The organism is Dermatobacter hominis (genome assembly GCF_020715685.1).
GTDB lineage: Bacteria > Actinomycetota > Acidimicrobiia > Acidimicrobiales > Microtrichaceae > Dermatobacter > Dermatobacter hominis.
Genome location: NZ_CP085840.1, coordinates 1,539,207 through 1,563,648, shown reverse-complemented (window position 1 = coordinate 1,563,648; position 24,442 = coordinate 1,539,207). Strand labels below are relative to the sequence as shown.

Below are 24,442 nucleotides of genomic sequence, written 5' to 3'. Positions count from 1 at the left end.
GCCGCAGCCACTAGGTTCCGAAGGCGTTCCGACGGCGGGCCTCCGTCGGCGCACGTTGCGTGGGAGAGGGCCCGGGAGAGGGTGAGTCGACGGACGGCAGGGACCGGGGGAGTGGTGATGACCAACGCACTCGAGGGCGGCGTCGCCGTCGTGACCGGCGCAGGAGGTGGGATCGGCGCCGCCGTGGCGCGGACGCTCGCGGACGCCGGGATGTCGTTGGTCCTCGCGGACCGGAGCCGCTCGCTGCTCGACGCCGCGGCCGCCACGATGCCCAGGGAGGCCACGGTGATCACCGCGGTCGGCGACGTGGGCGACCCGTCCCACCACGCCGCGCTGGTGACCGCGGCCGAGGACCTCGGCGGGCTGACCGTCTCGGTCCAGAACGCCGGCGTCGTGCTGCCCGGCCTCAGCTGGGAGGTCCCGATCGAGCAGTGGGAGCTGCAGATCCGCGTCAACTACTGGGGCGTGGTCCACGGCGTGCGCGCCGCGCTGACCGCCATGACCCGGCGGGGCGTCGGCCACGTCGTCGCGGTCGCCTCGGGCGCCGGCCTGGTCGCCACGCCGGGGTTGGCGCCGTACGTGTCGAGCAAGCACGCGGTGGTCGGGCTGATGGAGTCGGTGCGCCACGAGCTCGCCCGTGCCGCACCGGGCGTGAAGGCCTCGGTCGTCTGCCCGGGCAACATCCGGACGCCGATGACGGCGAACTCGCTGGCCGCGGCCGGCGTGGCCGAGGAGCGGCTGTCACCGGTGGCGCAGCAGGTGGCCGACACGGTCCGTGAGGGCGTCGACCACGGTGCCGCGCCCGAGACGGTCGCCGACGCGGTGCTCGAGGCGCTCGGCACCGGACGGTTCTGGGTGCTGCCGCAGCCCGAGGTCGCGATCGGTGCGCTGGACCGGGTGCAGCGGATCGTGGACGGCCGGGAACCCGTCGACCTCCTCGGCTGACCTGACCCCCGGGATATAGGGGTGCACAGCGACAACCCTTGTCGTGATCCCGACCAGAGAAATCCGCTCACCGGACGGCCGACCGATCAGGCGATCGACGAGTCGGCGACGACGACCCGGTTCCCGCCCTGTAGGAGAGCGGCTTCACCGGCGGCGTCGGCCAGGCGCACGGCCTCGTCGATCGAGGTCGCCCGGGCGCCGTCGACCAGCCCCACCGAGCAGGTGAAGTGGGCGATCCCGGCCACCGTGAGCGCCAGCACCAGCGACTCGCGCACCCGCTCGAGCGCCGCCGCGGCCTGGGCGGTGCTGCAGTTGGACAGCACGCCGGCGATCCGCTCGCCGTCGAGGCGGCACACCACGTCGTCGGGTCGCAACGTGGTGCTCGTCGTGTCGGCGACCAGGCGGAGCGCGTCGTCCCAGCCCGCCGGACCGTGGTCGCGCCGATAGGCGTCGGCGCCGTCGATTCGCACGATCGCCATGCAGTACGGCACGTGGGACCGGGCGAGCTCGCCGGCCCGGCTGCGCAGCGCCACTTCGGACGGCAGCCCGGTGACGGGGTCGGTCGGGCCCGGGGTCGAGGGCCCGCGGCGCCGCCGGAGCTCGCCGAGGCGGCGGCCGGTCGTGGCGACGAGGTGCTCGAGCGTGGCGACGTCGTCCGCGCCGGGCGGCTCGCCCGGCGGACCGGTCACGCAGAGCAGGCCGAGCGTCCGATCGGCGAGGGACAGGGGGATGCAGACGGCCGACACGTCGAACGCCGGCGCGGCGTCGACGTCGGATCCGCCGCGATCGGCGGACCCTCCGCGATCGTCGGACCCGCGATCGGCGGACCCGCGATCGGCGGACCCTCCGCCCGTCTCCCGGAGGTGCTCGCAGGCGCCGAGCTCATGTGACGACGACACCGTGGCCGTGCGCCCCGAGGCCAGGGCGACGCACCCCGGCCGTCCGGGCACCGGCACCGCCGGCACCAGCTCGTCGTCGACCATGCGGACCGACCACGCCACCCGCGGCTCGTCGGGCAGCGACAGGAGCAGGCTGACCTCGCGCATCGGTTCGAGCTCGGTCGCGGCGCGCACGAGCAACCGCAGCACGCCGGCCTCGGCGCCCTCCGCCGCAGCGGCGGCATCGAACCGGTCGCGCAGCGCGACCGCGGTGCGGAGCGAGCGGATCCGCTCGTCCGCGTCCTGGCCGGCCAGCCGGGCGTCGACGGCGTCGTGGGCGATCGGCCGGAGGACCGCGCGCACGGTCAGGACGACGGCGACGGCCGCGGCGACGACCAGCAGCACGAGCGTCGCGACCTCGGACAGGTCGAGGACGACGGCAGCCGCGCCGGCCACCAGCGGCGGCCCCGCCACCGTCAGGGCCACGAGGGGCCACCGGTAGGGTGGGACGCCATGATCCGCTTGCACGACACCGCCGCGGGGGAGGTCCTCCCCCTCAGCCCCCGGGAACCCGGGAAGGTGTCGATGTACGTGTGCGGGCCCACCGTCTACGGGCCGCCCCACCTCGGTCACGGACGGTTCTCCCTTGTCTTCGACGTGCTTCGACGGTATCTGGAGTGGTCCGGAAACGACGTCGTGTACGTGTCGAACATCACCGACATCGACGACAACATCCTCCGCCGTGCCGAGCAGGAGGGCCGGCCCTGGCAGGAGATCACCGAGCGGTGCGAGGCCGTGTGGTGGCGGGCGATGGACGCCATCGGCGTCCGCCGGCCCGACCACACGCCGCACGCCACCGAGTACGTCGAGCAGATGGTCGCCTTCGTCGAGGACCTCGTCGCCCGCGACCTCGCCTACGTGACCTCCGACGGGGTGTACCTGTCGGTTGCCGACGTCGACGGCTACGGGCTCCTGGCCCACCAGTCGCTCGACGACATGCTGGCGGGCGGCGGCGAGCGGGCGATCGTGGGCGAGTCCGAGAAGCGGAACCCGGCCGACTTCGTCCTCTGGAAGTTCGCCAAGCCCGGCGAGCCGGCGTGGCCGGCGCCGTGGGGCGATGGCCGGCCGGGCTGGCACACCGAGTGCGTCGTCATGAGCCTCGACCTGCTCGGCGAGGGCTTCGACGTGCACGGCGGCGGGATGGACCTCGCCTTCCCGCACCACGAGAACGAGCGGGCGCAGGCGGTCGCGATGGGCAAGGACTTCGCCCGCCGCTGGGTGCACAACGGCTTCGTCGAGGTCGGTGGCGAGAAGATGTCGAAGTCGCTCGGAAACTTCACGAACCTCCTCGACCTGATCGACGAGCACGACGCCCGCGCCTACCGGCTGCTCGTGCTCCAGGCGCACTACCGCTCGCCGGTCGAGGTCACCGCGTCCACCGTGACCGAGGCCGAGTCCGCGCTGGCCCGCCTCGACGCGCTGGCCCGCCGCGTGGCCGACCTGCCCGACGCCGAGCCCGACGCCGACGTCCTCGCAGAGTTCAGCGCGGCCATGGACGACGACCTCGGCACCCCGCAGGCGATGGCGCTCGTGTTCGGCCTGGTCACGCGGATCAACACGCTGCTCGACGCCGGCGAGGCCGACGCGGCGGCGCCGCTGGCCGCGGCGTGGTTCTCCGTGCTCGGCGCCATGGGCCTGGTGCCGCAGGACGCGGCGGGCGACGAGGTCCCCGACGATGTCGCGGCGCTCGCTGCGGCTCGCGACCGCGCCCGGGCCGACAAGGACTGGGGCACCGCCGACGCGCTGCGCGACGAGCTCGTCGGGCTCGGCTGGGTCGTCGAGGACTCGGCCGCCGGCACCGTCGTCCGCAAGGGCTGACCGGCCGCACCGGTCCCGACGCGCCACGGCCGGTGGGGACCGTCGTCCCGACCGGCCGCGGTCGCACCTCGGAGCGGGCCCGATGTCAGGACGCGCAGCCGTCCTCGAGGATGACCGGGGGGAGGCCGGCGCTGGCCGAGCCGCACGGGTCCTGCGCGGGTTTGGCCCACGTGCCGCCCTCGGCCTCGAGGATGAAGGCACCGTCGGCCTGGCCGTTGGTCCAGCTGCCCGCCGCCCAGCCGTCGGCGCACACGTAGTTGGTCACGGTCTGGCCCGACTCGAGCGCGGCGCTGATCGCGGTCGCGGTGCAGGGCGCGCCCGAACCGGTCACCCTGAACGTCGTTCGGGGATCGCCGGTGGGGCCGATGTCGCCAGGCCGGACGGCGAACGCCCGGTCAGTACCGGGTGGCGGTCCAGGCCTCGGCGCCGATCGAGATGCACGGGAACGGGCACGGGTCCGGCGGGTCGGGCAGCACCAGCGTGTAGGTCGCGAGGCGCTCGTCGACGACCTGCACGTGGAACGGCACCACCTCCCGCACCCCAGGGTCGAACGGACTCGGGTACGGGGCGAGCTCCTGCTCGGGAGACCACGCGCCGGCGTGGCGGTAGACCTGGACGCGGCCGATCCGCACGTCGGGGTGGCCGGCCTGGGCCGACGGGGTCAGGGTGTATCGGGACGACACCGCGAGGACGTCGCCGTCGAGCCCGACGGTCGCCCCGAAGAGGTTGCCCGACGAGACGTCGGGCAGCGACGGGTCCTGCTCGATGTGCTGCTCGAGCGCGAACCCCGACCCGGTGTCGGCCCACACGTCGACCCCCGAGGGCGACGGCGCGGTGATGAACGGCGCCATGGCGATCCGGTCGACCGTCGGGCCGTCGTCGACCGCGAGCGCGTTGGTCCGCTGCAGCGCCACGCCGTCGCCGAGCGTCTGCACCAGCGCCCACCCGCCCGGCCCGTGCCGGTGGACCTGGACGAGCGGACCTCCGGAGCCCCCGCCGGCGGACGTGACGGCGAGCAGATCGCCGTCGAGGTCCACGCTCGAACCGAACGAGTTGCGCCGCTCGGGCGTCCACATCGGATCGGGGAGCAGCGTGGTGTCCAGCGTGGCGGTGACCGTCGTGCCGGCGCGCTCGATCCGGTAGAGCCGGACCGACCCGTCGCCGTCCTCGCCGAGCTGGCGGCGCACGACCATCCAGTCGTCGGTCATGTCCATCACCTGGTACGGCCAGCCGATCGCCACGGACCCGGCCTCGGTCCACGTGCCGCCATGCTCGACGAAGAACGTCGCGGCGTCGGGACCGGCCACGGCGATGGTGTGCTCGCCGATCGGGCCCAGGCTGCTGCCACCGGCGAGCGGCAGCAGCTGCGGCGTGCCCAGATCGGACCCGCCCGGCCCGGTGCGGGGGAAGATCGCCAGCTCGGTGGTCGACGGACCGGACGGGGCGAGGCGCGTGGCGCGGATGGTGGCGAACCACTGGTCGTCGGTCCAGGCCCCGAGGTGGTCGACCCGCTGCGTCGCGTCGTCCACGCGGGCGAGTCGCGTCGCCCGCCAGGTCGGCCCCGGCGCAGGCCCCGGATCGGGGCTGCAGGCCGCTGCCAGCAGCACCATCCCGGCCAGCACGATCAAGCAACTGCGGCGTCCGCGCCGCTCCGTCGGTCGGTCCACGTCGCCCCCTCGTCGGCCCCGGCGCCCCCTGCCGGACCCACGTTGCCCCTTCGGTTACCCGTCGGTAACCTACCGACCGGTAGCCCTGTCGCCGTCGGGATCACCCGTGCCGGCCCACTCATCGAAGCACACAGGACGGTCACCATGAGCGGAAACTTCTCCCTCGAGCTGAACGAGGACCAGCTCCAGATCCAGAAGTGGATCCACGACTTCGCGGAGTCCGTCGTCCGTCCCGCGGCCGAGGAGTGGGACGAGCGCGAGGAGTTCCCCTGGCCGATCGTCGAGGAGGCCGCCAAGATCGGTCTCTACGGCATCGACTTCATGGCGCAGGCCATGATGGCCGACCCCACCGGGTTGACCATGCCGGTCGCCATCGAGGAGCTGTTCTGGGGCGACGCCGGCATCGGCCTGGCCATCTTCGGCTCCGGGCTCGCGGCCGCCGGCATCGCCGGCAACGGCACCCCCGAGCAGGCCTTCGAGTGGATTCCACAGTGCTACGGCACGCCCGACAAGATCCAGCTCGGCGCCTTCTGCGTGTCCGAGCCCGACGCCGGCTCCGACGTCTCGTCGCTGCGGACCCGCGCCGTCTACGACGAGGCCAAGGACGAGTGGGTGCTCAACGGCACCAAGGCGTGGATCACCAACGGCGGCATCGCCGACGTCCACGTCGTGGTCGCCGCGGTCGACCCCGAGCTCAAGGGGCGCGGCCAGGCCAGCTTCATCGTCCCGCCGGGGACGCCCGGCCTGAGCCAGGGCCAGAAGTACAAGAAGCACGGCATCAAGGCGAGCCACACGGCCGAGGTCGTGCTCGACGACGTGCGCGTGCCGGGCAGCTGCCTGCTCGGCGGCAAGGACAAGCTCGACGAGAAGCTGGCCCGGGCCCGCGAGGCGCTGAACAACCCGCAGACCGGCAGCTCCGGCAAGCAGCCGGCGATGGCCACCTTCGAGGCGACCCGCCCGGCGGTCGGCGCGCAGGCGATCGGCGTCGCCCGCGCCGCCTACGAGTACGCCCTGCAGTACGCCCAGGAGCGCCACGCCTTCGGCAAGCCGATCATCATGAACCAGTCGATCGCGTTCATGCTCGCCGACATGGCGACCCAGATCGACGCCGCCCGCCTCATGGTCCACCGGGCCGCGTGGCTGTCGCGCAACGGCGGCGGCTACAAGAACGCCGAGGGCTCGATGTCGAAGCTCATGGCCGGCCGCACCGCCGTGTGGGTGACCGAGCGGGCGATCCAGATCCTCGGCGGCTACGGCTACGTCCGGGAGTACCCCGTCGAGCGCTGGCACCGCGACGCCAAGATCTTCGACATCTTCGAGGGCACCGAGCAGATCCAGCAGCTGGTCATCAGCCGGGCGATCTCCGGGCTCCGCATCGAGTAGCTCCGAAGCCTGCGATTGCACGCTTCTGAGCACTTCGGTTGACACACTTCGCTTCGGCCGGAGGCTTCTTTCGGCCGGCCCGGCCGGACCTCAAAATGGCCGCATGTACTAGTTGGTACCGCGTGGCTTGGTTGTCGTACCGCGGCTACTGGACGGGACGTCACGTCTCTGAGCCCGGTTGCGCACGTTCGCTCGGGCGGAGCTTCCCGCTCAGAAGGCTGAAGCTCCCTGACATGAGGGTCACCGCAAGTACACAGCCCGCGAGCCGCATCAGATCCATGAGCACCGGGCCGCTTCCAAGGCTGGCCCGCCACACGGATGAGAGACCAAACACGACACACCCGAGACCGACCAGGCAGACGATTGACCAACCCGGGAGAGTCCTCGCCAGGTCGCCCACGAGAGGGATCAGCGCCCGCCGGAACGCGATCACGAGCACCCCGATGACAATGATGAAACCGATCAGTACCGCGAGCCACGCCAGGCGAGTCAGATCCATGGGTTCAACTGCCGGCCGGGGGCCATCCCGTCACGGTAACGCCGCAGCCGCGACAACCACTTGGCCAGAACGCATCTAGTGCCGGCTCGGCAGCCTCGCAGCCAGCAGAGCCAGCAGGTAGCACGAGCGAAACCTCGAGGCGGCCGGTTCCCTTCTCGGCGTCCTGGTGGTACGGGCTTGGCCGGTACCTGCCGATTCCGGCGCCGATGTCCGTCCCGGGCAGGCAGAACTCGGTTTCGGTTCCGCGGCCCGCCTCGCCGCGACGAGGCTCCTCGACCCGACCGTCGGCAACCAGCTCGGTCCGGATCGCTTCACACGCTTCTGCGGAGTCGCGGTACGACCGATGAGCGACGAGGACTCCGTAGGAACAGTGGACGCCGGGGTCGCTGGTGATGTCATCAGGCACCGCAATGCTCTCGATGGCTCGCTCGACCTGACGGACCGGTTCCGGCGAGTTCATCGGGCAACCCGGTCCCACTGGAAAGAAGCGGAGCTTCGCCATCACGAGGCCAACCGCTCCCGCGATGAGCACCGCGACGACGACACCCAGAACCGTGCGGACACGCGGGGTGGACCACTCGGCTTCTCGTCCGAGGACGTCGCGACCGCGCTCTCGGGTCCGGCGATCGGGCGTTGCGTCGGTCTCGGCGTCGTAGAGAACACGCGTTCGTGGTCCGAGGCAGCTGGGGCGGAAGGCAACGTCGGCAGTGCTCCAGTTGACCGCCTGGATGACGTGAGGGGCGCCGCTCGCCACCGTCGCAGTAGGCGAGGTGTTGCGCAATGCCCGTCGCCGCAACTATTGCGCCGTCGCCGGGTTTCTGGTAGACCATTGCCGGAATCGGTTCGGGCCGCGCCGTCAAGCCCCGGTGCCGCGAGCGTGACCCGCCGAGAACCGGGAGCCCAGACACGGCCGACAGGCGGAGGATGAAGATGATGCGTGGTCGGCGTGAATCAGGCGGGGCTCGGCGCCGCATGGCCTTGATGGCGGCCCTGGCGCTTGCCGTCGTCGGCGTCGCAGTCGGATGCGCAGGACCTCCGGGGACGGCGTACCCGTTCAGCTTCGAGTTCTCCGGTCCGGTGGGGCCATGCACCGATGCTGAACTTGCTCGGGGTGGGGTCTGGGTGGTCTCCGCGTGCCAAGATCCGGCCTTGACCGGCGACGAAACCCATGTGTACCTGGTCAACGGCGGCGGGAACCTCTCGGTGCTGAGGGGCACTGCAACTCAGAACGGCGTCAGTCGCCCCCTGACCGCAGTGACCGGTGTGTTCAGTCCGCTCGGCGGGGCGGTATCGACTTCGTTCGACGTTCGCGATGGTCCGATTGTGGTCGATGGGATGATCATGGATCTGCGCCACGCTGGTAACCCGTAGCCCATCGTTGGCCCCTCGTCCGGTCGAGCCCGTGACCGTCTCGCCCGTGCCCGCTCGCTGGCCACGGTCAGCTGCGCTGTACGGACGTCGACTAGAGCCTCCGCGGGAAGCGTGGCGCTGTGATCTCTCGGGCCTGCAAGGAGCAGGGCACCGCAGCGTTGAATGACCCTGTGGGCGCAGAAGTGCACGCGGGCCCGATCGCCTCAGTCAAGTAGGCGCTGCCTCGACTCCGTCGGCGCCACAGCAGGTTCCTCAGCGTGACTGGGCGTGCGTGCCATCGTCACGCCGACGACGTGCGCAGCGTCGTAGCCGCGTCGAGTCCCAGCATCGAGTCGCCGGCAATGGTGGCGACGTCATAGCGGTCACCGCCACGCCCGAGAGGCCCGTGTGGCGGGTCCCATCGCAGCACGGCGAGACCGCTCGAGACGAGGGTTTGACGGGGAGAGATCTGCAGGATCTCCCCGACCCGGGATGACCAGCACCGCTGACACCCTGCAACTCCCCTCCAGAGCTCGACGCCATCAGCCGTCGTCGTAATGACCTCGAGCAGCCATGCCGCGGGCACCGGGTCTCAACCGAACGGTTCGTGGCGGCCCGTGCATGCTGCCGGAGCACAGCCGGCATTAGATACCTGGCCATGGGGTCAGGATCGGGCCAGCCAGTCGGTCAGCGGGATGGTGCCGTGTTCGGCGTGGTCGCCGGCGACGAGGGTGGTGTCGTTGATGGGGAGACCGAAGTAGGTCGGCGGAGTGGTGTCGATCACCGCGAGGCCGCGTCCTTGGTGGGCGAGCACGGCTCGTGCCATGTCGGAGAAGGTCATCTTGCGGGGGCCGCCGACCTCGTGGATGGTGTTGAGAGGTTCGCCGATGGCGACCCGGACGAGCACGGCGGCGAGCTCGGCGGACGCGATGGTCTGGATGTGTGCGTCTGGGGCGCGCACCTCGTCTCCGTCGATGAGGGACTCGGTGATGGGCTCGGCGAGTTCGTGGAACTGGGTGGAGCGCACGACGGTCCAGGGCACGCCGGAGTGCTCGGCGGCGGTCTCCTGAGCGAGCTTGCCGCGCATGTAGCCGGCGACTCCTGCGAGCTCGTCGGCGCCCACGATGGACAGCACCACGTAGTGACCGACGCCGGCCGCTCCGGCGGCCGCAGCCAGGTTCGCGGAGGTCTGCTCGAAGAACGCCTCGGCCGAGTCGTCGGGTGTGGCGGAGTTGACGACGTCGATCACGACGTCGACGCCGGCGAGAGCCTCGTCGAGTCCCTCGCCCGTCAGCACGTCGAAACGAGAGCTCTGGGACACCTCCACGATGTCGTGTCCGGCTGCGGTGAGGAGGGCGACGAGTTGGCTGCCGACGAGGCCGGTGGATCCGACCACGGTGACTTTGCGCTTCGGTTCGACGGGAGGGTTGGAGGGCTGCTCTGTGGGGCACATCTCGGGTCGCCTTTCGTGGGGAGTCGCTGAACTGCACCCTCTTGACGAGATGGCGTCGCCAGGCGTGACGGCCCGGACGGGGGCATCGTCCTGTCCTCGGACGGGTCGTGTCGGCGGTGGTCGTCGTGGCGATCAACTCGCCGGTCTCGCGCCGCTGGATCTGGTCTGACGACCGGTAGGGCTCGTCACGTAGCGTCGAGCTGTCTCGTCAAGGGGGGTGGTGCACCGTGCGGTGCGCCACGAAAGGAACCCTCCCTCCATGTACGAGCGCATGAACCCCCACATGGTCGCACCGGAGCTGCACAAGCCCATGTTCGCCCTGACCACGCACATCTCGGAGAACATCGACCCGGTCCTGTTCGAGCTGGTCAAGCTGCGAGCCTCGATGATCAACGGGTGCGGCCACTGCGTCGACATCCACTCCAACGACGCGCTCAAGGCCGGCGAGACCACCTCCCGCCTGTTCGGCCTCAACGCGTGGTGGGAACACCCGCAGTTCACCGGCCGCGAACGCGCCGCTCTCGCCCTCACCGACGCCGCTACTCGCTTTGGCGAGCATGGCGTCCCCGACGACGTCTACGACGCCGCCCGCGCCGAGTTCGACGAGCGGGAGCTCACCTACCTCGTCGCCGCCATCGGGCTCATCAACATGTGGAACCGCTTCGGGGTGACGTTCCAGCTCACGCCGCCCAGCGCCGTCGCGCCCGCCGTCTAGTACCGATGGACGCCGCAGAGCTCGACGAGGTCGCCCAGGCGGAACGCCCGAGGCTGATCAGCCTCGCCTACCGGATGACCGGGTCGCTCGGCGATGCCGAGGACATCGTGCAGGACGCGCTACTGCGCGCCCACCGTGCCCTGCCCGCCGACATCGAGTCTCCACCGGCGTACCTGACCACGATCACCACCCGGGTGGCGATCGACCACCAGCGCTCGGCTCGGGTGCGCCGCGAGTCCTACGTGGGCCCGTGGCTCCCCGAGCCGATCACCGCGGATCCGGCACCCGACGCCGCGGCGCACGCCGAGCTGTCCGACACCCTGTCGATGGCGTTCCTCGTCGTGCTCGAGACCCTCAGCCCCGACGAACGAGCCGTCCTGTTGCTCCACGACGTGTTCGCCTACCCGCACGCCGACATCGCTGAGATGCTCGGCCGCACCACCGCGTCATGCCGACAGCTGCTGCGTCGGGCCCGTCAACGGATCGACGCCGGACGACCCCGGGTCGACGCCGACCTGTCGCGACGCGACGAGGTCCTGCGTCGCTTCCTCGACGCTTGTGAAGGTGGCGATCTCGACGCCTTCCTCGACATGCTCACCGACGACGCCGAGCTCGTCTTCGACGGCGGCGCCGAAGTGAAGACAGCGGCGCGCCATCCGATCCGCGGCGCCGAACGCGTCGCCCGCTTTCTCGCCTTCGTCATGGGTCGCCTCGCCGACGGCGGGTCCGTGTCCCGGGTGACGCTCAACGGTGGTCCCGCTGCGCTCGTTGCCACCGGATCGGGCGAAGTGATCGGCGCCGTGTTCGTCGAACCCGGCGAGCGCGGTGCTGCCGCCGAGATCCGCTGGGTCCGCAACCCGGCGAAGCTCACAGCCCTCACCTGACGTCCAGTCGACCGAGGTGGCCGCCCGACATGGGCCAGTACATGCTGGGTGCTCGGTGCTGCTCGCAGCACCCCGGCATCGTCCGTGGACGTCCTCGCATCGTCCGCTTTGCGGACGTTGCCAGTCTGTGCCGGGTTCTCACCAGCGTCCGCGAGGTCTCGGTGGCCGCCGCTCAGCCGGCTGCAAGTGCTGGTGCCGGCGTTGCCTCCTCGGCGACGTACTGCCACGATCGCGTTCGGGAAGTGAGCCATGCCGACACGCGAGCGACTTGACCGCACCGGGCTTGTTCCGGGGCCCCGCGGATGGATCGCGTTTGCCGCGAGCCCGTGGCTGTGGCGTCCCGTCAATTGCGAACGCCTCCTCGTGGTGTCGTGTCTGGTCACCGGAGTCCTCGTCGCCCGCAGCTGGTACCTGAACAAGTCGCTGCTCGGCGTGCTGTTCAACGCAGTGTTCGCCGGTCTCGTCTTCGTCGTTCCGGCAGTCCGCTCTCTGCGGCGGCAACGTCGGCGCCCCGAGCAGGGGAGCGGTGATCAGGAGCGACAAGCCACTCCCGCCGCCCGATGAAGTGCGGCGGTGGATCTGGAAACGCCGCTTCACGCGTCGACATCTTCGAGGGCACCGAGCAGATCCAGCAGCTGGTCATCAGCCAGGCGATCTCGGGCCTCCGCATCGAGTAGCCGTCCGTACGTCGCTCTGTCACGTGTGGCGGCCCCGAACGGGGCCGCCACACGTGACAGAGCCGGTCAGCGGCGGTCGGGCTCGATGTACTCGAAGCTCGGCCCGGCGGTCTCGTCGGTGCCGTCGATCGTCATGGACATCAGCGTCACGGCGTTGGTCCGGACGTGGAACATCGCGGACACGGCCGAGCTGAAGACCTCGCGCCGTCCGTCGAAGGCCCGCTCCAGCCGGTTCAGCACCGTCGCGTAGGTCGCGTTGAACAGGTCCATCGCGGCGCGGATCGGCCCGTCGGGGAAGTCGGCCGTGCGGGGATCGCGCCGCATCGGGCTGACCGCGGTCCAGTCGATCGTGATCGGGTCGCCGCTGGGCCCGCTCGCCGGTGTGTCGCCGGGCCGGAACCGCCGCCCGAGGGTCAGCTGCAGCAGCCGGTAGTAGTGGCCGACCGCCTTGCGCTCGGGGTGGAACATGTCGTGGTCGCCGTCCCACACCTCGACGTGGCCGGTGCCCTCGCCCTGGTGGACGATGAGGTCGAGCGCCTCGATCGCCGACTCGAGCCCGGTCACCTCGAAGATCCTCCCCGGGCCGGCCCGGAACTCGTCGTCGGCGATCTGCCGCTCCGGATCCCCGCAGAACACCGCCGTCGGCCCGAGCTCGCCGACCAGGTCGACCAGTCCGCAGCGGATCGCCTCGTAGAACTGGCCGATCGTCGAGTACGAGTCGGCCTGGGGTGGAGCGTCGGGTGCGCCGGGCTGCTCGATCTGGAGGAAGAGCTCGAGCGCCTCCGGACCGAAGGGCAGGAGCGACAGGACGAGCGGCGGGTCCCGGTGGGGAAGCGTCCGCTCGCCGCCCGGCATCAGCCTCGGCGTGTCGAGCTCCGGTCGCCCGCCGACGGCATTGAGCAGGTTCGCCACGAGCGCGAGGTGCAGCATCTCCTCGAGGAAGATGCTGTGGATGATCTCGACGGCGTCGAGGTTGCGGGCGGCGTCCAGCGAGTAGAGCGCGCAGAGGTACGACGGGATCGTCGCGTGCTCCAGCTCGATCGCCCACTGCAGGTGCTCCCGCAGGTCGTCGAGCGTGGCGATGCCGACGGTCCGCTGGGCCACGGCGGCCGGCGCGGTCCCCGTGAACCCGCCGTCCGGACGCTCCTGTCGATGGTCCATCGCGGTCCCTCCCTGGCCAGCAGCGTCCATCGGGCTCCATGTCAGCACGCGACGCCGACCCGCCGCAGCCGTCACGCTCGTCGCGCCGGAGCCGGGCGAACCGCCCGTCCCCCGACGGCGGTCAGCCCATCGCCTCGGTCAGGACCGCCATCGTGCGGGCCACCTCGTCGGGGTCGCCGCCCATGGGCACCGGCGTGAAGTCGGTCGCGCCCGACCGCTCGATCTCCCCGAGCTGGTCGCGCACGAAGGCCTCGTCGCCGACGATCGAGAGCTCGCCGAGGCCCTCGACCCCCTCGATGTCCATCATCGCCCGGTAGCTCGGAAGCTGCGCGTAGTCGGCGAGGATGGCGCCGAGGAACCCGCGGGCGGGCTCCGGGTCGTCGGTGACCCACACGGGGATCGAGCACACGATCGCCGGTTCCGGGCGGTCGGCGGCCGCCGCCGCGTCGTTGATCGCCGGCGCGATGTGGGCCGCGATCGTCTTCGGCCCGACGCACCAGAGGATCGTGCCGTCGGTGCGCCGCCCGGCGAGCCGCAGCATCTGGTCGCCCAGCGCGGCGATCATCACCTTCGGGACCCCCTCCGACGGGCGGGCGCCCTCGCCGTCGAACGACCAGGCCTCGCCCTGGAACGAGGCGCGCCCGGTGGCCAGCAGGTCCTGCAGGATGGCGAGGTAGTCGGCCATGTGCCGGACCGGCTTCTCCCACGGCAGCCGCAGGCTCTGCTCGACGTGGGGCTGGTGGTTGACGCCGATCCCGACGATCAGCCGGTCGCCGACCAGCGCCTGGGTGGTGAGGGCCTGCGCCGCCAGCATGTGGGGGTGGCGCTCCCACGTGGAGATGACGGCGGTGCCGATCTCCATCGGCGAGCCGGTCTCGCCGTGGGCGCCGATCAGCGTCAGGGCGTCGATCAGCCCGACCTGTGCGACCCAGTAGCTGGAGAACCCGGCGGCCTCCGCCTCGGTGAGCCCGGCCAGCACGCCCGGCACCCCCTCGGTGAGCATCCGACCCGAACCGTTGATCCCGTAGCGCATGTCAGGACGCTAGGACCGGTCGCCGTGCCCGCGACGGACGGCGTCCGCCGGTCCGGTCAGGGAGCAGCGATCACGACCGCCACGGGGTTCGTCGCCGATTGCCAGACGAGGCCGGGTGCGGTGACAGAGACGGTGGTGAAGCGCACCGCCGTGACGCGGTTGGCGCCCGTGCGCTTGTACGCGCGGGAGTGGAAGGTCACCGATCCGGTCACCGTCGCGTCGCCGGTGATGTCGGCGTCCCGCACCCACGTGGAGGAGCCGGTGACTTGGTACTCGACCGCGACCTTCACGACGGCGCCGTCGACCGGGATGCCGCCGTCACGGGTGACCGACATGGGCGCGACGGCGCGCCAGTCGCCGCCGGGGGTCTCCGTCGTCGCCGCCAGCCACTTCGCGTACACCGCGGAGCTCGGTGCCACGGTGGTCGTGGGCGGGATCGTGGTGGTCGATGCCGTCGTCGTCGTGGTCGGCGCGGTGGTGGTCGTGGTGGTCGACGTGGTCGTTGTCGACGCGGTGCTGCACCTCGGCAGCGTCGTGGTGGACACCGGTCCCGTCGCGTTCGGATCCCACTGGCGGACCTCGACCGTGGGGTCAGAGTCGAGGTGGAAGCGGTAGGCCACCTCGGCACCCGTGCGGGCGATGACGGGCGCCTCGCCAGGCTTGCGCACCTCGGCGGTGTAGGTCACGAAGCGGTCGAGGTACAGGCAGCCGTCGTCGGGGAAGGCGTGCTGCTGGCAGGCGACGGTGACCTCGAGCCCGTCGATGTCGAGCACCTGGGTCGGGCACGGCCCGCCGGGCACCGCGACGTCGGGGTTGGTGCGACCGAGCTCGACCGCGGCGTCGATCGCGCTGCTCGCGGCGTAGAGCTCGCGCCGGTCGTCGACGACCGGCTTCGTGATGCGGGGGCCGAGCGCGACCAGGCCGAGGATGGCCGGCACGAGGATGCCGAGGAAGGTGACGACGGCCAGCACGAGGACGAGGGATGCTCCCGACTGGCCCGGGCGGCGGCGACGAAGCATCACGACGCCCGCTTCACGATCTCGAGCCGCTCGACGTGGCCGGACGGCGTCTCGACGCTGAGCACGATCGCCTGGAGACCGGGGTCGGTCGCCGGGCACGACCCTGCCTCCGCGAAGTCCACGTCGAGCGAGGGCACGGTCACGGTCGACGGCTTGTTCCAGAACCGCACCGTCACCTCGATCGGCTTGTATCCCGGGCGCGTCGGGAGCCCGCCGTAGGTGGGCACGCCGCCGCACCCGGCTCGTGGCACGTAGGCGGAGGCCGGGTCCTGCAGGCGCTCGGCCGCCGTGCGGAGCATCGTCTCGGCGACGGCGGTCTCCTTGTGCTGGGAGCTGACCCGCAGCGCCGTCCGCAGTCCGGCGTACGCGGCGCCGACCACGAGCGACAGGACGACGATGGCGATGAGCGACTCGATCAGCGATTCGCCGCGCTGGGAGCGCCGGCGTGGGACGTCAGCTGCCATCGACGATCACCGTCCCTCCGCCCGAGGTCTCGAGGTTCTGGCCGATCACGCGCCCGACGCGCAGCTCGCCGCCGCCTCCGCCGAGCACGACGTTCGTCGAGCTCGGCGCGTAGATCGTCCCGGTCAGCGAGGCGAGCTGCGCGTTGCCGACGATCTCGAACACCTGGGAGTTGCTCCGGGCCTGGAAGAACAGGATCCCGCTGTAGGTGCCGGTGCTGGGAGGTCGCAGATCGATGTCGGCCCCCGTGACCTTGACGTTGCCCGTCTCGTTGTAGATGAGCACGTCGGAGCCGACGACCGACCCGTTGGTCACCTTCATCCCGGCTTGCAGCACGTAGATGCCGGGGAGGAGCTTGAAGTCCTTGACGCCGCCGCCGCCGACCGCGGGCGGGAACTCGGTCGGGTAGATGCCCGGCTCGCAGATGCGCACGCCGCTCTGCACCGGGCAGTTGGTCCTGGTGGACATCGTCGACTGGTCGGGGACCGGCAGGAACCGCAGCGGGTCGAGCAGCCGGGTCTGGTAGGTGCCGGGCTGCTTGTCCGAACGGGTCGGGCACCCGTCGCACGTGGCGCCGGTCTGCAGCTCGAAGTCGCCCGAGACCCGCAGTCGGTACGACGCGGGGTTGCCGGGGCTGGCGGGACCGCCCGACAGGCGGACCGCCGCCGCGCCCGAGGTCGGGCGGTTGATCAGGGCGTTGCCGACGACCTGCAGCTGGCTAGTGCCGCCGGCCTCGAACGGCGTGTCGCCGCCGAGCGAGACGAACGTCGGCACCTCGAGCGGGGGAGCGGTGCTGTTGCCGTCGGTGAGGCGCCGTGCGCCGTCGAGCTCGAACGCGAACGCCGAGGTCCGGGAGATGGCGAGGGTGATGCGCCGCGGGGCCGTGCCCGGGGCGCAGGCGACGGCGGTGCCGTCCGCCTGGGCGCAGGTGACGGTGGGCGCGATGTGGAGGTCGCCCACGACCGTCCGGCCCGACGACCCGCACACCGTGCGGGTCAGCCCGAACGTGCCGGCTCCGGTCGGCACGCTGCGGTACTCGACCTTCTCCGCGCTGTCCGACGCCTGGAGCGTGAGCAGGTGGGTCCCGCCCGATCCGCACGCGGACACCAACGACGACGCCCCTTGGACGTCACGAGCGAAGGTGAGCGAGGACCACTGGGCGGTCGTGGCCTCCTGCTGGCGCTCCTGGGAGTCGTCCTTGATCGTGATGACCGCGGTCAGGCTGATGGCGGAGATGGCGACCGCGATCAGGCCGACGATCACGATCCCGATCAGGACCTCGATCAGCGTGATCCCGGCCGCGCCCCGCGGCCTTCTGCTCCCCAGCATGGACCGAGCGTACGGCCGTGCTGACCGTCGGTCACCAGGTAATCTCACCCGCTTCGGAGCGCGGTCACCCGGTCACACGCCGGGATCGACCGGTTCGCCCGCCCGGGCGCTCGACATGTGCCCTTCCCGGAATGAGGGGGACCACCCGTGAGCGCGACAGCACCGGAGCAGCCGTCGGAGGCGGGCCAGGGACAGCGGCGCCTCGCCGTCCTGCTCGCGATGGCCATGTTCGTGCTGGTCGTCGACACCTCGCTGATGAACGTGTCGATCGCCGCGGTGATCCGCGACCTCGACACGACGGCGAGCGGGGTGCAGGCCGCGATCGCACTCGAAGCCCTTGTCTCCGCGGCGTTCATCCTCATCAACAGCAAGGTCGGCGACCTGATCGGCCGCAGGCGGGCCTACGTGATCGGGCTGTGCGCGTACGCGACCGGCGCGATGGCCATGGTGCTGGCGCAGGGCCTCACGGCGATCATCGTGTTCTGGGCGATCGTCGGCGGCCTCGGTGCATCGCTGCTGCTGCCGGCCATGCAGTCCCTGATCCACGGCAACTTCACCGGCCCGGCCCAGCGGCAGGCCTATGCGCTCGTCGGCGCGTCCGCCGCCATCGCCGCGGCGGTCGGGCCGCTCCTCGGGGGCTTCGTCACCACGTACCTGTCGTGGCGGGTCGGCTTCGCGCTTGAGGTCGTGATCATCGCCGTGGTGCTCAGCCAGATCGGCCTGATCCACGACGTCCCCTTCACCGGCGACCGCAGCATCGACGTGCCCGGTGCGGTCCTGTCGGTGCTCGGGATGGGCGGGGTCGTGCTCGGCATCCTCCTGTGGCAGGAGGGGGCCGAGGCGGTCGGCATCACGCTCGCGGTCGGCGCGGCCTCGCTCGCCGGCCTCGCGATGTGGCTGGTGCGGGCCCGGCGCAGCGACCGTCCGGCGCTGATCGACCCCGACCTGTTCCGCCACCCGAACTTCACCGCCGGCGTCACCGGTCAGATGCTGCAGCAGATCACGTTGGGCGGCGCCATGATCGCCCTGCCGCTCTTCCTGCAGATGACGCTCGAGTACGACGCCATGAAGGCCGGGCTGTCGCTGGCGCCGCTGTCGCTGAGCATGTTCGGCGCCGCGCTCCTCGCCGGGCGTCGGGCCGGCGATCGACGCCCGGCGAGCATCATCCGCATCGGCTTCGTGACCACCGTCGTCGGGCTCGGGGCGATCATCCCGCTCGTGCCGAGGATCGACAGCGGGTGGTGGCTCGTGCTCCCGCTCGTGGTGGCGGGCACCGGGCTGGGCCTGCTGGTGTCGCAGCTGAACGCCTACACGCTCGCCCCGGTCGAGGAGGACCGGGTGAGCGAGGCGGCCGGGGTGAACTCGGCAGCCGGCAACTTCGGCCTCTCGTTCGGCCTGGCCTTCGCCGGAGGGATCATGCTCGCAACGCTGTCCTTCGCGTTCACCGACATGGTCGTGGGCAACGACGCCATCCCTGCCCGCGAGCAGCAGCTCATCGCCGAGGCGCTCGAGCACGACGCCGAGGTGATGAGCCGCACGCAGCTCGACGCGCTCATCACCGACCAGCCGCCCGCGGTGGAGGAGGAGGTCCTGACGATCAACGACGACGCCCGCGACATCTCGCTGCAGGTCGCGCTGCTCGTGCCGGTGCTCGCCGCGCTGCTCGGGACCGTCAACTCGTTCCGCATGGTCCGCCTGCCCGACGTCAGGCCTTCGGCCGACCTCGGCGGTCTCGACCTCGGCTAGCCCGGGCGCGCCACCCGACGTCGCTCAGTCGAGCTGGCCGAGCACGTCGTTCATCTGGCTCCGGAAGCTGCGCAGCTCGTCGCGGTGCTGGAGCGACAGGGCGGCCAGCAGCTCCTCGCCGCGATCGGTGATCGTGGCGAGCTGGCGCCGGTGGTCCGCCGGGTCCGGCGCGGTGGCGACCAGGCCGGCGGCCGCGGCGCGCTGGACCAGCTCGACCGTCGAGTGGTGGCGGAGCTGCAGCACCTCGGCCAGGTCGGCGATCGTCGGGTCGCCGTCGCCCCCCCACCCCTTGATCGCGAGGAGGAGCTGGTGCTGCGCCGGCGTGATCCCCGCCGATCGGGCCGCGTCCTCGGAGAAGCGGAGGAACACCCGCAGCGCGTGGCGGAACCTGGCCAGCGCCCGGTAGTCGCGTTCGGAGAGCGGCCGGTCGGTCACCCCACCGATGCTGGCACGGCGTCACGCTCGCGCTGGGTCTCGATCAGCGTGACGCCCGGGCTGGTCAGCATCGCGGCGACGGCGGCGACCAGCAGCACGGGGAGGAGGGGGAGCCCGGCCATCTCGGTCACGACGAGGGTCGTGCCGATCGGCGTCTTCGTGACGCCGACGCACAGGGCGACCATCGCGCACGCCATCAGCACGGAGGGGTTGACCGCCGGTACCGCCTGGTGCGCGAGCTGCCCGGCGGCCGCGCCCATGAAGAACAGCGGGATGATGAAGCCGCCCTTCCACCCCGCCGCCAGCGTGACGGTCGTGCCGAGCAGCTTCGCGACGACCGCGACGGCCAGCGCCCCGCCTGCGAGCCGCGCGTCGAGCAGCTCGCCGAGCTGTCCTTCGCCGAAGGTGAGCGCGTAGGGCGACCACCACCCGAGGAGGCCGAGCACGACACCGCCGAGCACGTACCGGCCCGCGACGGGGACCCGGGCGACCGTCCAGCGCAGCGCCCTCGTCGTCGCCGCGAACAGCGCAGCGCCCGCTGCCCCCAGGGCGCCGATCACGACGGCGACCGCCAGGTCGCCCACGTGCAGGGTCCCGACGGTCGGGAACCGCCACACGGGTTCGACGCCGAGCCCGCTGAGGCCCAGGTAGACCGCGTACCCGCACAGCGACCCGACCACGGCCGGTAGGAGCGCCTCGTAGTACTGGAGGCCACGGCGGTGGAGGATCTCGAGGGCGAAGATGGCCGAGCCGAGCGGCGCGCCGAACAGCACGGTGAAGCCGGCGGCCATCCCGGTGATCGTGAGGATGCGGACGTCCGCCCTCGTGCGGCCGAGACCCGTGCCCACGACCGTCCCGATGGTGCCGGTGGACTGGACGAGCGGGGCCTCGGGGCCCATCCCGGCGCCGGCCGACACGCACAGCAGCGATGCGGGGATCAGCGATCGGAGCGCGGTGACGTCCTCCGCCCCGCCCAGCACGTGGATGTTGTCGACCAGCAGCTCGACGTTGCCGGTCTCGCCGCCGAGGTGGGTGATGAGGGCGACGGCGCCGCCCACGGCGGTGAGGATGGCCAGCTGCACGGCGCCGGAGTGGTGCTCGGGTCCGAGCACGCGCTGCAGGAGGTGCAGCGCCCCCACGTAGGCCGCGCCGAGCAGGCCGCCGGCGACGCCCACGGCGATGACCGGCGGGCCGAGGCCCTGGCGGATGCGGACGACGGCGCCTCTCACAGACATATCGTACCACGATACGTGTCCGTCAGACCTGCGGTCCGGCGTCGGGCGTCCTGCGACCGCCGTGGCTGCGTGTGCGATCCTCTGGTGCCGGCGAGGCGCCGGGTCGGACGGGGAGGATGCACCGTGAGCCGCTGGACCGAATCGGACATCCCCGACCAGACCGGCCGGACGGTCCTCGTGACCGGCGCCAACAGCGGCCTCGGCCTCGAGACCGCGCGTGCCCTCGCCGCCCACGGCGCCCGGGTCCTGATGACCGCCCGCGACGAGGGCAAGGGCCGTGCGGCGATCGACCAGGTCCGCGGCACCGTGCGCGACGCCGACCTGGAGCTGCTCCTGCTGGACCTCGCAGACCTCGATGACGTGCGGCGCGTCGCCGATGGGCTGGAGGGGCCGCTCGACGTGCTCGTCAACAACGCCGGCGTGATGATGCCGCCCCGGTCGCTGTCGCCCCAGGGCCACGAGCTGCAGTTCGCGACCAACCACCTCGGCCACTTCGCGCTGACCGGGCTCCTGCTCGACCGCCTGGTCGCCGCCTCGAACGCCGGCGCCGATGCCCGCGTCGTCACCGTCAGCTCGACCATGCACCGGCCGGGACGCATCCACTACGACGACCTCACGGGGGAGCGCGGCTACAGCCCGACCGGGTGGTACTCGCAGTCGAAGTTCGCCAACGTGCTCTTCGGGCTCGAGCTCGACCGACGCCTGCGTGCGGCGGGGTCGTCGATCAGGAGCCTCGTCGCCCACCCCGGCTACGCGGCCACCAAGCTCCAGACCTCGGGCCCGACCGGGATCATGAAGAGCCTGATGGCGGTCGGCAACCGCGTGATGGCCCAATCGGCCGAGGCCGGGGCCCGCAGCGAGCTGTACGCCGCGACCGACCCGGCGGCGCAGGGCGGCACGTTCATCGGGCCCGACGGGCTGGGCCAGAACCGGGGCCACCCGAAGGTCGTCCGCCCGGTGGGCCGGGCCGAGGACCCCGACGATGCCCGCCGCCTCTGGGAGCTGTCCGAGGAGCTCACCGGCGTGCACTTCGACCTGCCCGCCGCCTGAGCGCGAGCGGCAGGTCAGCGCACCTCGTCGACCTGCTGCTGCGGTGATGGTGCCGCCACGACGCCACCGTAGGGCGAGCCGGCCCTCGGATCCGCCGGGCACCACCGTCCGTGGTCCATGCTGTCGATCCGTGAGCGACGCTGACGCCTCCGCGCCGGCGGCCGACGACGAGCCGCTCCCGGACCGCCGCGGGATGCGATCGTGCTCGGACGGCTGGCGGGCGATGTGGGCGACCGGTGCGGCGGTCGTCGTGCCCCTCGTCCTCGGGTTCCTGCTGCCGACCGACCTCGAGGCGCTGCAGGGCCGGGGTCGTCAGTTCCTGCTCGTGCTGATCGGCTGGAACGTCTTCTGCGTCGTCTACGTGCTCCGCACGCACCGTGCGTTCGCCCGCGTCGACGCACGCGAGTTCAAGGCCCGGATGAAGGCCCGGGACGACCTGGAGAACGCGTTCTGGCGGCGGGTCAGCCCGTACGGCGACGGCCCGACCTTCGCGATCGAGGCGACCGTCGTGTCGTTCTTCGTCGTGCTCGTCGTGCCCCACCTGCGCGCCGTGCAGATCAACCCGTGGGTCCTCGTCCCGCTCACGCTCAGCATCCTGCTGTGCTGCTGGGCCCTGTCGATCGTCTCGTACACGCTGCACTACGCGCAGAAGGACCTGGCGGTGCCGAGCCTCGACTTCCCGGGCGACCGCACCGGTGCGTACGGGGACTACCTCTACTTCTCGATCGCGGTGAGCACCACGTTCGGCGCCACCGACGTGAACATCACGCAGCCGTCGATGCGACGTGTGGTGAACCTCCACACGATCCTGACGTTCCTCTACAACTCCGTCATCGTCGCCCTGCTCGCCTCGCTGCTGATCCGCTGACGGTTCCCGGCCCGGGCAGCGGGATGAGCGAGAATGCGCCGATGACCGGTACCTACGCGATCGAGGCCTGGCACGACTTCGCCCTCATGATCGGCGGCGCCGCCGCCGCGCTGGCAGGTCTGCTGATCGTGGCCATGTCGATCAACGTGGACCAGATCCTGAAGTTCGACGACCTGCCGCCCCGGGCCGCGGGGGCGCTGATCACGATGCTGAGCCCCTTGGTCCTCGCGATCGTGCTGCTGATCCCCGGGCAGTCCGACACGGTCCTCGCAGTCGAGCTCGTGGTGCTGGCCGTCGCGCTGGGCTGGGTGCTGCTGGACCGGCTCGGCTACCGGCCGACGCAGGGCGGCCAGACGGTGCGACAGTGGCTGATCGGCACGGGCGGCCCGCTCACGGTCCTCGTGGTGTCGCTGCTCCTGGCGGGGATCGGCATCGGCACCGGCACGATCGGCGGGCTGGCGTGGCTCGCCCCCGCCGTGCTCGCCGCCGTGCTCAGCGGCACCGCCCAGGCGTGGGTGCTGCTGATCGAGATCCGGCGCTGAGCGCCTTCAGCGGACGACGGCGTCGAGCACGCCGTCGGTGAACTCGGCGACGCCGAACGGCGGGTCGTCGGGGGGCTCGGCCCCGAGCCGGACGGCCACGATGCCGTCCTCGGGGACGACCGCCACGTACTGGCCCTGGAAGCCGAGCGCCCAGAACGCGTCGTCGGGTGCGCCGGGCACGAGCTGGCCCTCGTGCGTGCCACCGGTGTCGCCGGCGGTCACTGCGGCCGTCGGCGACGCAACGAGCCCCGGGCGGTTGAGCCACCACAGCCAGCCGTAGGCCGCGTTGAGCGCCGAGGAGGACCGGCTGGTCGAGTCCTCGACGTACGAGTGCGGGAGCACCTCGGTGGCGTCCTCGCCGGAACCCCAGGTGCCGTCGGCGAGCATCAGCAGGCCCATGCGCGCAAGGTCGAGGCACGTCGTCTGCAGCCCCATGAACGTCAGCGAGCCACCCGAACCGTCGGCCCGCAGGGTCGAGTCCGCCATGCCCAGCGGCCCGAACACCTGCTGCTGCGCGTACTCCGAGGCGGGGACGCCCGTGGCCGCGAGCAGCACCGCGCCGAGCACCTGGATCGCGCTGTTGTTGTACGCCCAGACGGTGCCGGGGTCCGCGGCCTGGCCCAGCCCGATGGCGAACGCGGTCTTGTCCGGCGCCCGGAGGACCATCGAGCCGTAGTCGATCGCCAGGCTCCACTCCCGACCCGACGTGTTCGACAGCACGTCCTCGATCGTGACGTGCTCCGACGGGGTGCCCTTCCACTGCGGGACGTACTCGGACACCTCGTCGGTGACCGAGAGGTCGCCGTCGCGCTGCGCGATGCCGACCAGGATGCTGGTGAGGGACTTCGTGACCGAGAAGGCCTCGCGCGGCGCGGTCGTCGGACCGGGCCAGTCCGCGTCGTACACCACCTCGCCGTCCTTCGTGACGACCACGCACTCGGAGCCCGCGGCCGCCGCCTGCGCGCCGAGTCGGTCCAGCGCGGCCTGGTCCATGCCGGCGTCCGCCGCGGTGGCCGTGGCCCAGGCCCGACCGGGGAACCTCAGGTCCTGGTCCGGCGTCGGGCTCGTCGGACCGCCCGCGGACGAGGTCGTGCGGTCGGCGCCGGCGGCGCCGTCGCCTCCCGAGCACGCGGCGACGACCAGCGCGCCGGCCACGAGCGGGGCGGCGAGCAGGGCGACGAGCGGGAGTCGGCGGGGCACGCCGGCAGGGTAGGTCCGGCGGGGCACGCCGGC

General features: G+C 71.8%; 24 protein-coding genes. 11 read left to right on the top strand and 13 right to left on the bottom strand.

The features are described 5' to 3' along the window. Positions 1 to 117 precede the first annotated feature (117 nt). Positions 118 to 945: an SDR family NAD(P)-dependent oxidoreductase gene (locus LH044_RS07265; protein WP_227759133.1), complete on the top strand. Its 828-nt coding sequence runs from the start codon at positions 118 to 120 to the stop codon at positions 943 to 945. A gap of 86 nt (positions 946 to 1,031) precedes the next feature. On the opposite strand, the gene LH044_RS07260 is transcribed toward LH044_RS07265, so the two are convergent. Then, a complete protein-coding gene (locus tag LH044_RS07260; protein WP_227759132.1) occupies positions 1,032 to 2,309 on the bottom strand; it encodes a GGDEF domain-containing protein in 1,278 nt (425 codons plus the stop codon). Positions 2,310 to 2,336: 27 nt separating this feature from the next. On the opposite strand from LH044_RS07260, the gene cysS reads away from it, so the two are divergent. Next, positions 2,337 to 3,701 carry a cysteine--tRNA ligase gene (gene cysS, locus LH044_RS07255; protein WP_227759131.1) on the top strand — a complete coding sequence of 455 codons (1,365 nt, stop codon included), beginning with the start codon at positions 2,337 to 2,339 and terminating at the stop codon, positions 3,699 to 3,701. Positions 3,702 to 3,786: 85 nt separating this feature from the next. On the opposite strand, the gene LH044_RS07250 is transcribed toward cysS, so the two are convergent. Both LH044_RS07250 and LH044_RS07245 read right to left on the bottom strand, forming a co-directional pair. Then, on the bottom strand, positions 3,787 to 4,032 hold the full coding sequence (locus LH044_RS07250; RefSeq protein WP_227759130.1) for a hypothetical protein: 246 nt from the start codon (positions 4,030 to 4,032) through the stop codon (positions 3,787 to 3,789). 64 nt (positions 4,033 to 4,096) lie between these two features. Then, the gene (locus LH044_RS07245; protein ID WP_227759129.1) at positions 4,097 to 5,368 is read right to left on the bottom strand and encodes a hypothetical protein; all 1,272 of its coding nucleotides are present in this window, start codon (positions 5,366 to 5,368) and stop codon (positions 4,097 to 4,099) included. Positions 5,369 to 5,512: 144 nt separating this feature from the next. On the opposite strand from LH044_RS07245, the gene LH044_RS07240 reads away from it, so the two are divergent. Continuing rightward, entirely contained in the window at positions 5,513 to 6,751 is a 1,239-nt protein-coding gene (locus LH044_RS07240; protein ID WP_227759128.1) for an acyl-CoA dehydrogenase family protein, read from the top strand. Positions 6,752 to 7,254: 503 nt separating this feature from the next. On the opposite strand, the gene LH044_RS07235 is transcribed toward LH044_RS07240, so the two are convergent. After that, positions 7,255 to 8,004, bottom strand: coding sequence for a hypothetical protein (locus LH044_RS07235; RefSeq protein ID WP_227759127.1), 750 nt, complete (start codon positions 8,002 to 8,004; stop codon positions 7,255 to 7,257). Positions 8,005 to 8,399: 395 nt separating this feature from the next. On the opposite strand from LH044_RS07235, the gene LH044_RS07230 reads away from it, so the two are divergent. Further along, a complete protein-coding gene (locus tag LH044_RS07230; protein ID WP_227759126.1) occupies positions 8,400 to 8,621 on the top strand; it encodes a hypothetical protein in 222 nt (73 codons plus the stop codon). A gap of 643 nt (positions 8,622 to 9,264) precedes the next feature. On the opposite strand, the gene LH044_RS07225 is transcribed toward LH044_RS07230, so the two are convergent. Further along, positions 9,265 to 10,053, bottom strand: a complete 789-nt coding sequence (locus LH044_RS07225; RefSeq protein WP_227759125.1) for an SDR family oxidoreductase — start codon at positions 10,051 to 10,053, stop codon at positions 9,265 to 9,267. Between the two features lie 259 nt (positions 10,054 to 10,312). Here LH044_RS07225 and LH044_RS07220 point away from each other — a divergent pair, with 259 nt between their 5' ends. The 3 genes from LH044_RS07220 to LH044_RS07210 all read left to right on the top strand — a co-directional run bounded on the left by LH044_RS07220 (position 10,313) and on the right by LH044_RS07210 (position 12,216). Next, positions 10,313 to 10,768 (top strand): carboxymuconolactone decarboxylase family protein, encoded by a 456-nt coding sequence (locus tag LH044_RS07220; protein ID WP_227759124.1) that lies wholly within the window; start codon positions 10,313 to 10,315, stop codon positions 10,766 to 10,768. 5 nt (positions 10,769 to 10,773) lie between these two features. Beyond that, complete coding sequence (sigJ, locus tag LH044_RS07215; RefSeq protein ID WP_227759123.1) at positions 10,774 to 11,652, top strand: RNA polymerase sigma factor SigJ; 879 nt, start codon at positions 10,774 to 10,776, stop codon at positions 11,650 to 11,652. 249 nt (positions 11,653 to 11,901) lie between these two features. Further along, positions 11,902 to 12,216, top strand: a complete 315-nt coding sequence (locus LH044_RS07210) for a hypothetical protein (RefSeq protein WP_227759122.1) — start codon at positions 11,902 to 11,904, stop codon at positions 12,214 to 12,216. Between the two features lie 179 nt (positions 12,217 to 12,395). Here LH044_RS07210 and LH044_RS07205 read toward each other — a convergent pair whose 3' ends face one another. The 5 genes from LH044_RS07205 to LH044_RS07185 all read right to left on the bottom strand — a co-directional run bounded on the left by LH044_RS07205 (position 12,396) and on the right by LH044_RS07185 (position 17,333). Next, the gene (locus LH044_RS07205) at positions 12,396 to 13,490 is read right to left on the bottom strand and encodes a ferritin-like domain-containing protein (RefSeq protein WP_227759121.1); all 1,095 of its coding nucleotides are present in this window, start codon (positions 13,488 to 13,490) and stop codon (positions 12,396 to 12,398) included. 121 nt (positions 13,491 to 13,611) lie between these two features. Then, entirely contained in the window at positions 13,612 to 14,523 is a 912-nt protein-coding gene (locus tag LH044_RS07200; protein WP_227759120.1) for a TIGR03564 family F420-dependent LLM class oxidoreductase, read from the bottom strand. A gap of 56 nt (positions 14,524 to 14,579) precedes the next feature. Then, complete coding sequence (locus LH044_RS07195) at positions 14,580 to 15,545, bottom strand: hypothetical protein (protein ID WP_227759119.1); 966 nt, start codon at positions 15,543 to 15,545, stop codon at positions 14,580 to 14,582. Beyond that, positions 15,542 to 16,006 (bottom strand): type IV pilus modification PilV family protein, encoded by a 465-nt coding sequence (locus LH044_RS07190; protein WP_227759118.1) that lies wholly within the window; start codon positions 16,004 to 16,006, stop codon positions 15,542 to 15,544. The genes LH044_RS07195 and LH044_RS07190 overlap by 4 nt, the downstream gene beginning before the upstream one ends. Next, entirely contained in the window at positions 15,996 to 17,333 is a 1,338-nt protein-coding gene (locus LH044_RS07185; RefSeq protein ID WP_227759117.1) for a PulJ/GspJ family protein, read from the bottom strand. Before LH044_RS07185 ends, LH044_RS07190 begins: the two co-directional genes overlap by 11 nt. A gap of 219 nt (positions 17,334 to 17,552) precedes the next feature. Here LH044_RS07185 and LH044_RS07180 point away from each other — a divergent pair, with 219 nt between their 5' ends. Continuing rightward, entirely contained in the window at positions 17,553 to 19,079 is a 1,527-nt protein-coding gene (locus LH044_RS07180; protein ID WP_374210598.1) for an MFS transporter, read from the top strand. Between the two features lie 24 nt (positions 19,080 to 19,103). Here LH044_RS07180 and LH044_RS07175 read toward each other — a convergent pair whose 3' ends face one another. Both LH044_RS07175 and LH044_RS07170 read right to left on the bottom strand, forming a co-directional pair. After that, a complete protein-coding gene (locus LH044_RS07175; RefSeq protein WP_227759115.1) occupies positions 19,104 to 19,514 on the bottom strand; it encodes a MarR family winged helix-turn-helix transcriptional regulator in 411 nt (136 codons plus the stop codon). After that, entirely contained in the window at positions 19,511 to 20,743 is a 1,233-nt protein-coding gene (locus LH044_RS07170; RefSeq protein ID WP_227759114.1) for a chloride channel protein, read from the bottom strand. Before LH044_RS07170 ends, LH044_RS07175 begins: the two co-directional genes overlap by 4 nt. A 129-nt stretch (positions 20,744 to 20,872) precedes the next feature. Between LH044_RS07170 and LH044_RS07165 the strand changes: the two genes are divergently transcribed. The 3 genes from LH044_RS07165 (at position 20,873) to LH044_RS07155 (ending at position 23,209) form a co-directional block, all read left to right on the top strand. Further along, on the top strand, positions 20,873 to 21,799 hold the full coding sequence (locus LH044_RS07165; protein ID WP_227759113.1) for an oxidoreductase: 927 nt from the start codon (positions 20,873 to 20,875) through the stop codon (positions 21,797 to 21,799). A gap of 130 nt (positions 21,800 to 21,929) precedes the next feature. Further along, a complete protein-coding gene (locus tag LH044_RS07160) occupies positions 21,930 to 22,667 on the top strand; it encodes a DUF1345 domain-containing protein (protein WP_227759112.1) in 738 nt (245 codons plus the stop codon). Between the two features lie 41 nt (positions 22,668 to 22,708). After that, the gene (locus tag LH044_RS07155; RefSeq protein WP_227759111.1) at positions 22,709 to 23,209 is read left to right on the top strand and encodes a hypothetical protein; all 501 of its coding nucleotides are present in this window, start codon (positions 22,709 to 22,711) and stop codon (positions 23,207 to 23,209) included. A 6-nt stretch (positions 23,210 to 23,215) separates the two neighbouring features. Here the strand turns inward: LH044_RS07155 and LH044_RS07150 are convergent, their stop codons facing one another. Further along, positions 23,216 to 24,409, bottom strand: coding sequence for a serine hydrolase domain-containing protein (locus tag LH044_RS07150; protein ID WP_227759110.1), 1,194 nt, complete (start codon positions 24,407 to 24,409; stop codon positions 23,216 to 23,218). Between the last annotated feature and the right edge of the window lie 33 nt (positions 24,410 to 24,442).

Excerpts from the sequence above, each read along its gene's own strand:
- LH044_RS07265 (WP_227759133.1), top strand. The coding sequence starts at position 118 with ATGACCAACGCACTCGAGGGCGGCGTCGCCGTCGTGACCGGCGCAGGA.
- cysS (WP_227759131.1), top strand. The coding sequence starts at position 2,337 with ATGATCCGCTTGCACGACACCGCCGCGGGGGAGGTCCTCCCCCTCAGC.
- LH044_RS07240 (WP_227759128.1), top strand. The coding sequence starts at position 5,513 with ATGAGCGGAAACTTCTCCCTCGAGCTGAACGAGGACCAGCTCCAGATC.
- LH044_RS07225 (WP_227759125.1), bottom strand. The coding sequence starts at position 10,053 with ATGTGCCCCACAGAGCAGCCCTCCAACCCTCCCGTCGAACCGAAGCGC.
- LH044_RS07220 (WP_227759124.1), top strand. The coding sequence starts at position 10,313 with ATGTACGAGCGCATGAACCCCCACATGGTCGCACCGGAGCTGCACAAG.
- sigJ (WP_227759123.1), top strand. The coding sequence starts at position 10,774 with ATGGACGCCGCAGAGCTCGACGAGGTCGCCCAGGCGGAACGCCCGAGG.
- LH044_RS07210 (WP_227759122.1), top strand. The coding sequence starts at position 11,902 with ATGCCGACACGCGAGCGACTTGACCGCACCGGGCTTGTTCCGGGGCCC.
- LH044_RS07205 (WP_227759121.1), bottom strand. The coding sequence starts at position 13,490 with ATGGACCATCGACAGGAGCGTCCGGACGGCGGGTTCACGGGGACCGCG.
- LH044_RS07200 (WP_227759120.1), bottom strand. The coding sequence starts at position 14,523 with ATGCGCTACGGGATCAACGGTTCGGGTCGGATGCTCACCGAGGGGGTG.
- LH044_RS07190 (WP_227759118.1), bottom strand. The coding sequence starts at position 16,006 with ATGGCAGCTGACGTCCCACGCCGGCGCTCCCAGCGCGGCGAATCGCTG.
- LH044_RS07185 (WP_227759117.1), bottom strand. The coding sequence starts at position 17,333 with ATGCTGGGGAGCAGAAGGCCGCGGGGCGCGGCCGGGATCACGCTGATC.
- LH044_RS07180 (WP_374210598.1), top strand. The coding sequence starts at position 17,553 with ATGGCCATGTTCGTGCTGGTCGTCGACACCTCGCTGATGAACGTGTCG.
- LH044_RS07155 (WP_227759111.1), top strand. The coding sequence starts at position 22,709 with ATGACCGGTACCTACGCGATCGAGGCCTGGCACGACTTCGCCCTCATG.